Consider the following 14577-nt stretch of genomic DNA (forward strand, 5'->3'; position numbering starts at 1 on the left):
CGGACAGGAGAAGCGGCGGGTCAAAGGCGTTTCCTTCGAGGCCTCTCCCGGCTACCGCGACGCGAGGATCGTCGCGATCGCGGCCCCCAGCGTGGCGAACACGAGCGGGTAGATCACGCCGCCGAGGAGGACCGCGGGCACGAGCGCCGGCGCGATCGTCCCCGATATCAATTCGATCTCGCCCACCGACACCCCACCCGTCGACTCGGCGGCGACCGCGCCGACGCTCAGCACCGCCGAGTAGCCGATCATCACCGGGATCCCGATAGTGATGGCGTCGCCGAGTTCGCTCGCCCCCAGCCGGACGGCGAGTCCAGCGCCGGCGACGATCAGCGCGAACGGGACGATGACGTACAGCAGATCCGCGACGCCCCCTGTCTCCGCGATGAGATCGAGGGTCCCGGTACCGCTAATCGAGCCGAGCTGCCCGCTGGCTTCGATGTCGACCATGTGGGCCTCGTAGAAGTACCAGGCGACGCCTTTCCACTCGGCAACGCGGTCGCCGAACCGCTCGCCGACCTCGTTCCCGATCAACAGGTAGGTGACGAGATAGCTGATCGCGGCCGTGAGGACGCCGACGCCCGCACTCGCCGCGATGCTCGATCGGCTCGATACTGCGGGTTCGCCGGCCGTCGATCGCTCCGTCGACATCGTATCGGTGATCCGAAACGCGCAATAATGGGTCTTGTGGTCATCAGACGGCCGACTCGTCGGTCGCAACCGCCTCGAGCTGGTCGCTGAGCCGGCTGCTCGCCCGCTCGGGACTGGGGACCCGCTCGAAGGTCAGCTCCGGCTCCCCCGAGCCAGCGGTGTAGACCGTCAGGTCGCCGTACCCGAGCATACGGCCGATCCACGACTGGCGGAGGCTGGTGTTCTGGACCCGCTCGAGGCGAAACTGGGTGACGTCCCTGGAGACGACGCCGCGTTTCTTGTAGAGTTCAGTGGAGGTGATGACGTAGCGGGTGTTCGTCCAGACGAGATAGCGGGCACCGGCGACGGCCGCGCCGACGACGGTCACGAGAACGCCGAGGATCGTCAGGGTCCCGACGCCGTCGGTCCCGCTCCAGCCGGCGAGGAGAAACCCCGCGATCGCGATTGCGATCCCGACCGGGAGTCGCGTTCCCATCGTGACCGGATGGGGACGGCTCTCCCAGACGACGTCCTCGTCGTCGCTGATGTGGAACCAGTCGGGCGTCGAGCCGAGGGCCATCGGCCCCGCCTATTCCGTACCCGTCCGTAAAGCTATCGGGGTAACGGACCGGTTAACGGTGATTCGAGCGAGTCGAGTGTCCGTGCTGGCTCCCCGGACCGTTCGCCGGACCACCACGGTTTTTGGCTATCGGCCCGACGTACCGGTATGAGTCGCGCGCGAAAGCCCGACTGGCTGAAGAGCCGCCCCCCATCGGGCCAGGAGTTCGCCGGCATCCGCGAGACACTGCGCGAGTACGACCTCCATACCGTCTGCGAGGAGGCAAACTGTCCCAATCTGGGCGAGTGCTGGTCGGGTCGATCGGGACCCGGCGACGGGTCGGCCGACGGCGGAACGGCCACGTTCATGCTGCTGGGCGATCGCTGCTCTCGAGCCTGCAACTTCTGTGATGTCGAAACCGGTGGCATGGAGCCGCTCGATCCCGACGAGCCCGCGAACGTCGCCGACGCGATCGCCGAGATCGGGTTGGACTACGTCGTGTTGACCAGCGTCGACCGCGACGACCTTCCCGATCAGGGCGCGGGCCAGTTCGCCGAGACGATCCGCGAGATCAAGGCCCGCCATCCCGGTATCCTCGTCGAGGTGTTGATCCCCGACTTCCAGGGCGAGGAACGGCTCGTCCGGAAGATCATCGACGCCGAACCGGACGTGATCGCCCACAATGTCGAGACTGTCGAGCGCTTGCAGTTCCCGGTCCGGGACCGCCGTGCGGGCTACGAACAGAGCCTCTCGGTCCTGGAACAGGTCGACCGCGAGTCCGACATCTACACGAAGACCTCGATCATGCTCGGCCACGGCGAGTACGATCACGAGGTCTATCAGACGTTAGCGGACTGTCGTGAGCGCGGCGTCGACATCGTCACGTTGGGCCAGTACCTGCGGCCTTCGCGGGACCACCTCGCGGTCCAGCGCTACGACCATCCACACAAGTACGAGACGTGGCGCCGCGTCGCCGAGTCGGAACTCGGCTTTCTCTACTGCGCCAGCGGTCCCATGGTCCGCTCGTCGTACAAGGCGGGCGAACTGTTCGTCGACGCCGTGTTGCGGGAAGGCAAGAGCCTCGAGGAGGCGAGAGCCGATGCCCGTCGCTCGAGGCCCCAGCAGACGGGCCACTGAGCGACGGCCGACGGACCGTCTCGGACCCGCCGGCGCCGTCCATCACGAGTCGTCCGCGATCGAATTTCGAGTTCGTCCAGTCCGACACCGATTCTCCGATACGAACCCAACGAACGTCAAAGAATGCTCTCTTTCGCTCGCTTTCACCCGATACTGTTCGGTATTGGGCGGTGATTCGATAACTGCCAGGCAAGAATCACACCAATAGTAACGTATTTTGGGAAACTCCTTTACCTTGAGCGATAGTTCAGTAGGGTATGTACAGGTGGGTCTTCCTGTGAGTACGATACAACGCGACCCCCGTGAGCGAGTACAGGTTCTCGACGACACCGGCCGCGTCCTCGACGACGCCGACGTGCCCGACCTCTCCGAGGACGAACTCGTCGAGATGTACGAGCAGATGCGGCTCGTGCGGCGATTCGACGAGCGGGCCGTCAGTCTCCAACGCCAGGGCCGAATGGGGACGTATCCGCCCCTGTCGGGGCAGGAGGCCGCACAGGTCGGCAGCGCTCACGCGCTCGCCGACGGCGACTGGGTCTTCCCCAGCTACCGCGAACACGGCGTCGGCCTGGTTCGCGGCCTCTCGCTCGAGCGTACCCTGTTGTACTGGATGGGCCACGAGCGGGGCAACTACATCCCCGAGGACGTCAACATGTTCTCGGTCGCGGTCCCCATCGCGACCCAGATCCCCCACGCGACCGGCGCGGCCTGGGCCTCGAAGCTCAAGGGCGAGGAGAAGGCCTTCGTCTGTTACTTCGGCGATGGCGCGACCTCGGAGGGTGACTTCCACGAGGGGCTGAACTTCGCCGGCGTCTTCGACACGCCGTCGGTCTTTTTCTGTAACAACAACCAGTGGGCGATCTCGGTCCCGCGGGAGCGCCAGACCGCGAGCGATACCCTCGCCCAGAAGGCCACCGCCTACGGCTTCGACGGGGTCCAGGTCGACGGCATGGATCCGCTGGCGGTCTACAAGGTCACCAAGGAGGCCGTCGAAAAGGCCAAAAACCCCGACGCGGACGAACTGCGACCGACGCTGATCGAAGCGGTCCAGTACCGGTTCGGTGCCCACACCACCGCCGACGACCCCTCCGTCTACCGCACCGACGAGGAGGTCGAACGCTGGAAACAGAAGGATCCCATCCCGCGTCTCGAGACGTATCTGCGCTCGACCGGGATCCTCGACGACGAGCGAGTCGACGCGATCGAGGACCGGATCGAGGACGACGTGGCCGACGCCATCGAAGGGGCCGAGTCGTTCGACCGGCCCGACCCCGAGGAGATCTTCGCCCACGTCTACGAGGGGATGCCCCGACGGCTGCAACGGCAACTCGAGTACTTCGAATCGATTCGCGAGGACCACGGCGACGACGCGCTCTTGGAGGGCTAACACATGGCAGCAGAATCAGAGAGTCTGACGCTGGTACAGGCGGTCCGGGACGGACTGCACACCGAGATGGAACGCGACGACGACGTCATCGTCATGGGCGAAGACGTTGGGAAAAACGGCGGCGTCTTCCGCGCGACCGAGGGGCTCTACGACGAATTCGGTGATGACCGGGTCGTCGACACTCCGTTGGCCGAGTCGGGCATCATCGGCACGGCGATCGGGATGGCCGCCTACGGGATGCGGCCAGTCCCCGAAATCCAGTTCCTGGGCTTTATCTACCCTGGATTCGACCAGATAGTCTCGCACGCGGCGCGCCTGCGAACGCGCTCGCGCGGGCGATTTACGTGTCCGATGGTGATCCGGGCCCCCTACGGCGGCGGCATCCGCGCCCCCGAACACCACTCCGAGTCGACCGAGGCGATGTTCGTCCACCAACCCGGGCTCAAAGTCGTCGTTCCCTCGACCCCCTACGACACCAAGGGGCTGTTGATCAGCGCGATCCGAAGTCCGGATCCGGTGATGTTCCTCGAGCCGAAGTTGATCTATCGGGCGTTCCGCGACGATGTCCCGAACGAATCCTACGAGGTCCCGCTCGGCGAGGCGGCCGTCCGCCGCGAGGGGTCGGACGTCTCGGTCTATACGTGGGGCGCGATGACCAGACCGACCCTCGAGGCCGCCGAGAACCTCGCCGAAGAAGGGGTCGACGCCGAGGTGGTCGATCTGCGGACGCTATCGCCGTTAGACGAGGAGACGATCGTCGAATCCTTCGAGAAGACCGGCCGCGCGGCGGTCGTCCACGAGGCCCCGAAGACGGGCGGGCTGGGCGCGGAGATCACTGCCACCCTCCAGGAGGAGTCGCTGCTGTATCAGGAAGCGCCGATCGAACGGGTCACCGGGTTCGACACCCCGTTCCCGCTGTATGCCCTCGAGGACTACTACCTCCCCGAGGCGGCGCGCATCGAGGACGGCATTCGACGGGCCGCGGGGTTCTAACATGGTCAGGGAGTTCGAACTACCGGACGTCGGCGAAGGGGTCGCAGAGGGCGAACTGGTCTCGTGGCTGGTCGAACCGGGAGACGAGGTCACTGAGGACCAGCCGGTCGCGGAGGTCGAGACCGACAAGGCCCTCGTCGAGGTTCCCGCGCCGGTCGACGGCACGGTCCGCGAGTTACACGTCGAGGCTGGCGAGGTCGTTCCCGTCGGGACGGTGATTATCTCGTTCGACGTTGCAGGTGAGGAGACCGAGGGAACTGCAGGGCAGACCGAATCGGAGCGGGAGACAACGAGCGAACACGCCGGCGGTGACGAACCGAGCGAGCAGCCGGGCGATCCCGGTGCGACCGGCGCAGACGCCGAGGACGTCGCGCCGCCGGACGACCGCGTCTTCGCGCCCCCGCGCGTCCGCCGCATGGCCCGCGAGCAGGGGATCGCCCTCTCGAGCGTTCGGGGGAGCGGTCCCGGCGGGCGGATTACCGCGGACGACGTGCGGGCCGCGGCAGGGAGCGAAACGGCAGGGTCGCAGTCCCAGAGCGCCGACCCGGCGGCGGGCGAGACCGCATCCGGGACGGCCGATTCGTCCGGAAGCAGCGCCGCCGCTGGTACTGCCGAGGAGACTACCACCGAGAGCGCGGCGACGGCGACCGCGGACTCGAGCGCCCGGCGACACGAGACGCCGGGGCAGGTCGAGTCCGCAGACCGCGACAAGACGCTGGCCGCGCCCGCAACCCGGCGGATCGCCCAGGAAGAAGGCGTCGACATCGACGCTATCCCGACTGACGAGGAGCGCGACGGCGAGGCCTTTGTCACACCTGAGGCGGTCCGGGAGTACGCTGCGGCCCAGCGACAGGCACAGGAGGCCGACCGCGAATCGCTCGAGGCGGGCGAATCGGTCGGGACGACGGACGCTGACTTCGCCGAGGGCGAGCGCGAACGTCGCGAGCCGTTTACGGGTGTCCGCAAGACGATCGCCGACGCGATGGTCGAGTCCAAGTACAGCGCGCCCCACGTCACTCACCACGACGAGGTCGACGTGACCGAACTCGTCGCGGCCCGGGAGGACCTCAAACCGCGCGCCGAGGAGCGTGGCATCCGGCTGACCTACATGCCGTTCATCATGAAGGCCGTCATCGCGGCGCTGCACGAACACCCCGAGATGAACGCCGTCATCGACGAGGCCAACGAGGAGATCGTCTACCGCGATTACTACAACATCGGCGTCGCGACCGCGACCGACGTCGGACTGATGGTACCGGTGATCGAGGACGCCGATCGGAAGGGGCTCTTGCAACTCTCCTCGGAGATGAACGAGGTCGTCCAGAAGGCCCGCGACCGGACGATCAGTCCCGACGAACTCCGGGGCTCGACGTTTACCATCACCAACATCGGCGGCATCGGCGGCGAGTACGCCACGCCGATCATCAACTACCCCGAGGCGGGCATCCTCGCGATCGGGGAGATCAAGCGCAAACCCCGCGTCGTCACCGACGAGGACGGTACCGAGTCGATCGAACCGCGTTCCGTGATGACCCTCTCGCTGTCGTTCGACCACCGGCTGATCGACGGTGCGGTCGGCGCACAGTTTACGAACACCGTCATGGAGTACCTCGAGAACCCGCACCTACTATTGCTCGAGTAATCGAAGCCGCAACTACCGAACATGAGCGCACATATCACACGCACGACGGAGGACGATAACTGATGGTCGTCGGAGACGTCACCACCGGCACGGACGTACTGGTCATCGGCGCGGGTCCCGCGGGCTACGTGGCCGCGATCCGCGCGGGACAGCTCGATCTCGACGTCACGCTCGTCGAGAAAGACGCCTATGGAGGGACCTGCCTGAACTACGGTTGTATCCCATCGAAGGCGCTGATTACCGCTACCGACGTGGCTCACCACGCCGCAACCGCCGAGGAGATGGGGGTCCACGCCGACCCGGAGATCGACCTCGGCGAGATGATGACGTGGAAAGACGGCGTCGTCGACCAGCTCACAAGCGGCGTCGAGAAGCTCTGTAAGGCCAATGGAGTCTCCTTGCTCGAGGGCACCGCTCGCTTCGCCGGCGAGAACACCGCCCGTGTCTCCCACAGCGGCGAGGGTCAGGGCTCGGAGAGCCTCGAGTTCGAACACGCAGTCATCGCGACCGGCTCCCGCCCCATCGAGATCCCCAACTTCGACTTCGGCGACGGGCCCGTACTGGACTCGAGACAGGCACTCGCCCTCGAGTCGGTGCCGGACTCGCTTGTCGTCGTCGGCGCGGGCTATATCGGAATGGAGCTGGCAAGCGTCTTCGCCAAACTGGGGACCGACGTGACTGTCATCGAGATGCTCGACTCGATCCTCCCGGGATACGACGACGATCTCAAACGCCCCGTCAAAGGGCGGGCGACCGATCTCGGGATCGAGTTCGAATTCGGGTATACCGCGTCGGAGTGGCACGAACGCGACGGCGATGACGGGATCCGCGTCGTCGCCGAACCGGCAGACAACGCCGCTGCCGATGGTGGGAGCGCCGAAGCCGTCGAAGACGAGCGACTCGAACTCGAGGCCGAGAAGGTACTCGTCGCCGTCGGCCGCCAGCCCGTCTCGGACACCCTCGACCTCGAGGAAGCCGGCGTCGAGACCGACGATGCCGGCTTCATTGAAACCGATTCGCGCGCACGCACGAACCTCGAGCATATCTTCGCCGTCGGCGACGTCGCCGGCGAACCGATGCTCGCTCACAAGGGCAGCGCGGAGGGGAAAGTGGCAGCCGAGGTCATCGCCGGCGAACCCGCCGCGATCGACTATCAGGCCATGCCCGCGGCCGTCTTTACCGACCCCGAAATCGGGACCGTCGGGATGACCGAATCCGAGGCCGCCGAGGCCGGCTTCGACCCCGTGACCGGGAAGTTCCCCTTCCGTGCGAGCGGTCGCGCGCTGACGACCGGCGACGCGGACGGCTTCGTCAAGGTCGTTGCCGACCAGGAATCCGGCTACCTCCTCGGTGCCTCGATCGTCGGTCCCGAAGCCTCGGAACTGATCGCCGAACTCGGCCTCGCGATCGAACTCGGCGCGACCCTCGAGGACGTCGCCGCGACAGTCCATACCCACCCCACGCTCTCGGAGTCAGTGATGGAGGCCGCCGAGAACGCGCTCGGACACGCGATTCACACGCTGAACCGGTGATGACGGCCATCGAACGAACGAGCAGGCTGGCATAATCGCCCCCGATTCCACGCCGGCACGTTGAACACCGGTTTGCCGCCATCGACTCGCGGACCGACGTACGAGTCGTCGAGGACGGTATCGCAACTCCGTGCCACTACGATTGCTCGACGCTTCTCGAGGTAGAATCGAGACGAGAACGACACAACAGTCAGTTACGTCCGCGGCCGTGACACGGCGCCGCTCACTGTGCGTACATCGAGTACGCGATCACGAGGAAACCGATCAACACGAGCAGGCTCTCGAGCAGGACCCCCGTGACGAGCGCGACGCCGAGTACCTCGTACAGCATGCCGGCCAGGACGAACCCGAGCGTCACGATTCCGAAGCCAGCCGCGAGATAGCCAAGCGCCGGCTGGCGCGTCCGTCGATAGGCCTTGAAGGCGAAGTACGTGATGACGCTTCCGACCACGAGGACGAGCGTCTTCACGACCGCCAGTGCGAGCATCGTTTCCGTCGGACCGGCAGGGAACGGATTCATGTTTCCTTTCGCACCTCCGACCACAGCTCCGCGAGTCGCTCGTCGGCGGTCCGGGCCGGCCGCTCGATCTCGACCGTCAACTGCCGCTCCTCGTCCAGCCCCAGCGTAATCTCGTCGAACGCGATCGAGTACTTGCTCGCGTGGTGGCCGTCCTGTCGAATCTCGGTCGACTCCTCGAGCAGCGTCGCCTCGGTCAGCAACTCGAGTTTCCGGTATAGCGTCGACTGCGGGATCTCACACCGCTTCGTAAGTTCCGATGCAGTCATGGGTTCCTCGAGATTGCGGATTATCTCACGGCAGTCGGGATCGTCCAGCGCAGAGCAGATCTCCTCCGCGGACGGCGTCGACTCCGAAGCGAACGGGTCCCGGACCATTCGTCCCTACGTTACGACGCACGTGGTTTATCGGCATCGATGCGTCTCGCGCCGCTCGAACGTCCCTCCCATACTGGTTGACATGAACGGCCGGCAGCGATCGGTGACACGAAGCCTTCTTGCGCGTCCGCGCTCGAGAACGACGCACGCGGGTATCATTCGGCCCGACTCCCTACGAGGGTGGGATGACCGGCCGGCCTCCGCCCGCGTGACATTCTCGGCGACCATCGTACTGCTCGAGCGACTGGTGTTTTAATAGCAACACGTCCCCCTTTTCTCGTGGAAAACCGTGCCATGGTATCGGGATCCGATGCGGGAACCGTTCGACGGCCTTATATACTACCCGGGCACTCGATTGTAATGCGAACAACGCGGCGCTCGCCGCCGCGTCCTTCGGCCGTCACCCGGCACGGAGGAACTGCACATCCGCTCTCGACGCTCGTCGGTTCGTTCCGACGGCCTTATGGACACTCGAGGGTTCCGTTGAAGACGTGGTCATAGCTGGTTTCCGGCTGTGACAGTCCGGTGCCCTTATACGTGTCCGGGCGTTCAGTTGTGATCGCACACGCCCTCGCCGGATGCGGTTTCCGGCGTGGCCGCGATCCGACGCCCTTATATGCTCGAGAGCATTCGGATGTGAATGCAAAAGACGATGTGATCGACGGGCCGTTCAACTCGGTCCGTCATCTCGGACGGTTCGAACCCGAAGGGGTTATATACCCCGGACAGTCTACGAATACGTCCGAAGGAAATGAGGATTCCACCCCTGCGGTCCGCCGTACAGATGGGATCTGATGTTAGCCTTGGTAGTTCGGTGACGCTCGATCGGTCAGACGACCGGCGTCAGCGAACGTGGACCCATGTGTGAGTGTGTACCAACATTCACCGCCAAACAGACCCTCCCCAACTGGGGAGATCAGATAGCATTCCGGTTGATCCTGCCGGAGGTCATTGCTATTGGAGTCCGATTTAGCCATGCTAGTTGCACGAGTTCAGACTCGTAGCAGATAGCTCAGTAACACGTGGCCAAACTACCCTATGGATCCGAATAACCTCGGGAAACTGAGGCTAATTCGGAATACGATTCATCGCCTGGAGTGGCGTGAATCCGAAACGCTCCGGCGCCATAGGATGTGGCTGCGGCCGATTAGGTAGACGGTGGGGTAACGGCCCACCGTGCCCATAATCGGTACGGGTTGTGAGAGCAAGAGCCCGGAGACGGTATCTGAGACAAGATACCGGGCCCTACGGGGCGCAGCAGGCGCGAAACCTTTACACTGCACGAAAGTGCGATAAGGGGACTCCAAGTGCGAGGGCATATAGTCCTCGCTTTTTGCGACCGTAAGGTGGTCGCGGAATAAGTGCTGGGCAAGACCGGTGCCAGCCGCCGCGGTAATACCGGCAGCACGAGTGATGACCGCTATTATTGGGCCTAAAGCGTCCGTAGCTGGCCATGCAAGTCCATCGGGAAATCCGCGCGCTTAACGCGCGGGCGTCCGGTGGAAACTGCATGGCTTGGGACCGGAAGACCAGAGGGGTACGTCCGGGGTAGGAGTGAAATCCCGTAATCCTGGACGGACCACCGGTGGCGAAAGCGCCTCTGGAAGACGGATCCGACGGTGAGGGACGAAAGCTCGGGTCACGAACCGGATTAGATACCCGGGTAGTCCGAGCTGTAAACGATGTCTGCTAGGTGTGGCACAGGCTACGAGCCTGTGCTGTGCCGCAGGGAAGCCGTGAAGCAGACCGCCTGGGAAGTACGTCCGCAAGGATGAAACTTAAAGGAATTGGCGGGGGAGCACTACAACCGGAGGAGCCTGCGGTTTAATTGGACTCAACGCCGGACATCTCACCAGCATCGACAATGTGCAGTGAAAGTCAGGTTGATGACCTTACTGGAGCCATTGAGAGGAGGTGCATGGCCGCCGTCAGCTCGTACCGTGAGGCGTCCTGTTAAGTCAGGCAACGAGCGAGACCCGCACTCCTAATTGCCAGCAACACCTAGCGGTGGTTGGGTACATTAGGAGGACTGCCAGTGCCAAACTGGAGGAAGGAACGGGCAACGGTAGGTCAGTATGCCCCGAATGTGCTGGGCGACACGCGGGCTACAATGGCCGAGACAGTGGGATGCAACCCCGAAAGGGGGCGCTAATCTCCGAAACTCGGTCGTAGTTCGGATTGAGGGCTGAAACTCGCCCTCATGAAGCTGGATTCGGTAGTAATCGCGCCTCAGAAGGGCGCGGTGAATACGTCCCTGCTCCTTGCACACACCGCCCGTCAAAGCACCCGAGTGGGGTCCGGATGAGGCCGACGCAACGTCGGTCGAATCTGGGCTCCGCAAGGGGGCTTAAGTCGTAACAAGGTAGCCGTAGGGGAATCTGCGGCTGGATCACCTCCACAGACCGGGACTGGGGCGTCGCCCCAGCCTACCTTGACTCGTAGCATTCGTGCTACGTAGTCCACGTTCGATCGACCCACGTCGTGGCCGATCGGGCACCTTTGAACTACCAAGGCTAACGCTTCACGCTCTGTCCGCCCTTGTGGCGGACGTGGGCCCATAGCTCAGTGGTAGAGTGCCTCCTTTGCAAGGAGGATGCCCAGGGTTCGAATCCCTGTGGGTCCATGTCTCGGAGGAAATCACAGATCGTGCCCCTTAAGTGGGAGACGACCCGAGGATTGAATCCGAACGAACCGATGCACCACCCCGCGCAAGTGCGGGTGGGAAGGGTTAATGCAGGCCGGCCGTCTACCGGCGTGCAGATGAGACCGTGTGTACGTGTAGTCCAGGCGTCCACTGGACCCGTTCCCGGGTCACGATGTTGCGACTCTGTCGCAACGCCGATCCGATGAACGTGGCTACTGTGCCAGCTGGTGGATCGCTCGGCTTGAGAGCTGAAGAAGGACGTGCCAAGCTGCGATAAGCCCAAGGGAGCCGCACGGAGGCAAAGAACTTGGGATCTCCGAATGGGAATCCCCACCGCAATTGCTTCGCGCAATGGGGAACGTCGAGAATTGAAACATCTTAGTATCGACAGGAAAAGAAAGCAAACGCGATGTCGTTAGTAATGGCGAATAAACGCGACACAGTCCAAACCGAAGCCTTCACGGGCAATGTGGTGTTCGGACTGACGATCACTTCCCGAACGGCGACGCGAAGTCTCTTGGAATAGAGTACGAAACAGGGTGACAGTCCCGTACCGTCGACAAGTAAGGAACGAGTCAGCTCCAGAGTATCGGGGGTTGGATATCCCTCGTGAATATCGCGGGCATCGACCGCGAAGACTAAACACTCCTCAAGACCGATAGCGAACAAGTAGCGTGAGCGAACGCTGAAAAGCACCCCACGAAGGGAGGTGCAATAGGGCGTGAAATCAGTTGGCGATGGAGCGACAGGGCACACAAGGTCCCGGACAAAATGAATCAGGTGCGAACCTGTAGTAAGAAGTTTGGGAAGCCGGTGTTCTGTCGTACGTTTTGAAAAACGAACCAGGGAGTGTGCCTGTTTGACGAGTCTAACTCGATCATCGAGGAAGGCGAAGGGAAACCGACATGGCCGCAGTGCTTTGCACGAGGGCCGCCGTGTTCAAGCGCGGGGAGTCAAACGGGCACGACCCGAAACCGGACGATCTAGGCGTGGGCAAGGCGAAGCGTGCCGAAAGGCACGTGGAGGCCTGTTAGAGTTGGTGTCCTACAATACCCTCTCGTGACCTACGTCTAGGGGTGAAAGGCCCATCGAGTCCGGAAACAGCTGGTTCCAACCGAAACATGTCGAAGCATGACCTCTGCCGAGATAGTTCATGGGGTAGAGCGACGGATTGGGGGATCGCACTCCGAGAGGAGTGTGCCCCCCTGTCCAACTCCGAACCTATGAACGTCGTTTGACGCAGGGAGTCCGGTGCACGGGGTAAGCCTGTGTACCGTGAGGGAGACAACCCAGAGCTGGGTTAAGGTCCCCAAGTGTAGACTAAGTGCGATCGAAGGTGGTCTCAAGCCCTAGACAGCCGGGAGGTGAGCTTAGAAGCAGCTACCCTCTAAGAAAAGCGTAACAGCTTACCGGCCGAGGTTTGAGGCGCCCAAAATGATCGGGGCTCAAGTCTACCACCGAGACCTAGCAGCACCACTGATACTGGTGATCTCGTAGGTTGGCGTTCTGTTCGGGTGGAAGCACGGTCGAGAGATCGTGTGGACCGTTCAGTAACGAAAATCCTGGTCATAGTAGCAGCGTTAGTCGGGTTAGAACCCCGACGGCCGAACGAGTAAGGGTTCCTCAGCAATGCTGATCAGCTGAGGGTTAGCCGGTCCTAAGTCAGCCCGTAAGTCGAAGCTGACAACAGGGAAATAGGTTAATATTCCTATGCCAGTGTGTACTCAAAGCCAACGCTTTGGGGCCGCCTCTGCCGGGCTTTCGCCCGGTCGAACTATCGAAGTTCGTGGAAGCCGTAATGGCACGAAGCGACCGAATGATAGGATAGCGCAAGAGAGGTCAACCTAGAGCCCGTGAAAAGGCAAACACACTGTCCGTACCGAGATCCGACACAGGTACTCGTGGCGGCGAAAGCCAAGGTCTGTCGGGAGCAACCGACGTTAGGGAATTCGGCAAGTTAGTCCCGTACGTTCGCAATAAGGGATGCCTGCCCTGCAATGGGGCAGGTCGCAGTGACTCGGGCGCTCCGACTGTCTAGTAACAACATAGGTGACCGCAAATCCGTAAGGACTCGTACGGTCACTGAATCCTGCCCAGTGCAGGTATCTGAACACCCCGTACAAGGGGACGAAGGACCTGTTAACGGCGGGGGTAACTATGACCCTCTTAAGGTAGCGTAGTACCTTGCCGCTTCAGTAGCGGCTTGCATGAATGGATCAACGAGAGCGCCACTGTCCCAACGTTGGGCCCGGTGAACTGTACGTTCCAGTGCGGAGTCTGGAGACCCCCAAGGGGAAGCGAAGACCCTATAGAGCTTTACTGCAGGCTGTCACTGAGACGTGGTCGCCATTGTGCAGCATAGGTAGGAGCCGCTACACAGGTACCCGCGCTAGCGGGCCACCGAGGCAGCATTGAAATACTACCCGATGGTGACTGCGACTCTCACTCCTGGCGGAGGACACTGGTAGCCGGGCAGTTTGACTGGGGCGGTACGCGCCTGAAAAGATATCGGGCGCGCCCCAAGATTTCCTCATCCGCGTCGGAGACGCGGAAAAGAGCGCAAGAGCAAACGGAAGTCTGACAGTGTCCGGCACAACGACGGACGCTGACGCGAAAGCGTGGTCTAGCGAACCAATTAGGCTGCTTGATGCGGCCAATTGCTGACAGAAAAGCTACCTTAGGGATAACAGAGTCGTCACCCGCAAGAGCACATATCGACCGGGTGGCTTGCTACCTCGATGTCGGTTCCCTCCATCCTGCCCGTGCAGAAGCGGGCAAGGGTGAGGTTGTTCGCCTATTAAAGGAGGTCGTGAGCTGGGTTTAGACCGTCGTGAGACAGGTCGGCTGCTATCTATTGGGGGTGTTACGGTATCTGACGGGAACGTTCGTATAGTACGAGAGGAACTACGAATGGGTGCCACTCGTGTACCGGCTGTCCGAAAGGGCACGTGCCGGGCAGCGACGCACCACGGGGTAAGAGCTGAACGCATCTAAGCTCGAAACCCACCTGAAAAAGAGATACCACCGAGGCCACTCGTAGAAGACGAGATCGATAGACTCGGGGTGTACGCACCAAGGCAACGAGGTGTTGAGCCCGCGAGAACTAATCGGCCAAGCCACACACTCATACACTACATCGCATTGGATCCGTGACGCGCG

General features: G+C 62.6%; 8 protein-coding genes, 1 tRNA gene, 2 rRNA genes and 1 pseudogene. 8 read left to right on the forward strand and 4 right to left on the reverse strand.

Annotated features, from left to right (window positions below):
- Window positions 1-51: 51 nt before the first annotated feature.
- Together NATPE_RS01045 and NATPE_RS01050 are read right to left on the reverse strand one after the other, a co-directional pair.
- Complete coding sequence (locus NATPE_RS01045) at window positions 52-651, reverse strand: hypothetical protein (RefSeq protein WP_006183316.1); 600 nt, start codon at window positions 649-651, stop codon at window positions 52-54.
- A gap of 43 nt (window positions 652-694) precedes the next feature.
- The gene (locus tag NATPE_RS01050) at window positions 695-1210 is read right to left on the reverse strand and encodes a PH domain-containing protein (protein ID WP_006183317.1); all 516 of its coding nucleotides are present in this window, start codon (window positions 1208-1210) and stop codon (window positions 695-697) included.
- A 144-nt stretch (window positions 1211-1354) separates the two neighbouring features.
- Between NATPE_RS01050 and lipA the strand changes: the two are divergent.
- The 5 genes and pseudogenes from lipA to lpdA form a co-directional block, all read left to right on the forward strand.
- A pseudogene (gene lipA / locus NATPE_RS01055) lies at window positions 1355-2326 on the forward strand (lipoyl synthase); the annotation flags it as partial.
- A 277-nt stretch (window positions 2327-2603) separates the two neighbouring features.
- Window positions 2604-3713, forward strand: a complete 1110-nt coding sequence (gene pdhA, locus NATPE_RS01060; RefSeq protein ID WP_006183319.1) for a pyruvate dehydrogenase (acetyl-transferring) E1 component subunit alpha — start codon at window positions 2604-2606, stop codon at window positions 3711-3713.
- Between the two features lie 3 nt (window positions 3714-3716).
- Complete coding sequence (locus NATPE_RS01065) at window positions 3717-4706, forward strand: alpha-ketoacid dehydrogenase subunit beta (RefSeq protein ID WP_006183320.1); 990 nt, start codon at window positions 3717-3719, stop codon at window positions 4704-4706.
- A 1-nt stretch (window position 4707) separates the two neighbouring features.
- Window positions 4708-6348, forward strand: coding sequence for a dihydrolipoamide acetyltransferase family protein (locus tag NATPE_RS01070; protein ID WP_006183321.1), 1641 nt, complete (start codon window positions 4708-4710; stop codon window positions 6346-6348).
- Between the two features lie 62 nt (window positions 6349-6410).
- Complete coding sequence (gene lpdA / locus NATPE_RS01075; protein WP_006183322.1) at window positions 6411-7880, forward strand: dihydrolipoyl dehydrogenase; 1470 nt, start codon at window positions 6411-6413, stop codon at window positions 7878-7880.
- 223 nt (window positions 7881-8103) lie between these two features.
- Here the strand turns inward: lpdA and NATPE_RS01080 are convergent, their stop codons facing one another.
- Entirely contained in the window at window positions 8104-8400 is a 297-nt protein-coding gene (locus NATPE_RS01080) for a DUF7521 family protein (RefSeq protein WP_006183323.1), read from the reverse strand.
- Window positions 8397-8774: a winged helix-turn-helix domain-containing protein gene (locus tag NATPE_RS01085; protein ID WP_006183324.1), complete on the reverse strand. Its 378-nt coding sequence runs from the start codon at window positions 8772-8774 to the stop codon at window positions 8397-8399. The genes NATPE_RS01080 and NATPE_RS01085 overlap by 4 nt, the downstream gene beginning before the upstream one ends.
- A gap of 925 nt (window positions 8775-9699) precedes the next feature.
- Here NATPE_RS01085 and NATPE_RS01090 point away from each other — a divergent pair.
- From NATPE_RS01090 to NATPE_RS01100, 3 genes are all read left to right on the forward strand, one after another.
- A 16S ribosomal RNA gene (locus NATPE_RS01090) occupies window positions 9700-11172 on the forward strand.
- A gap of 153 nt (window positions 11173-11325) precedes the next feature.
- Window positions 11326-11397: transfer RNA gene (locus tag NATPE_RS01095), tRNA-Ala, on the forward strand.
- Window positions 11398-11621: 224 nt separating this feature from the next.
- Window positions 11622-14543, forward strand: a 23S ribosomal RNA gene (locus NATPE_RS01100).
- The 16S and 23S rRNA genes sit together here with 1 tRNA gene alongside, the layout of an rRNA operon.
- The last annotated feature ends 34 nt before the right edge of the window (window positions 14544-14577 follow it).

The sequence above is a fragment of the Natrinema pellirubrum DSM 15624 genome (assembly GCF_000230735.2).
Lineage (GTDB): Archaea > Halobacteriota > Halobacteria > Halobacteriales > Natrialbaceae > Natrinema > Natrinema pellirubrum.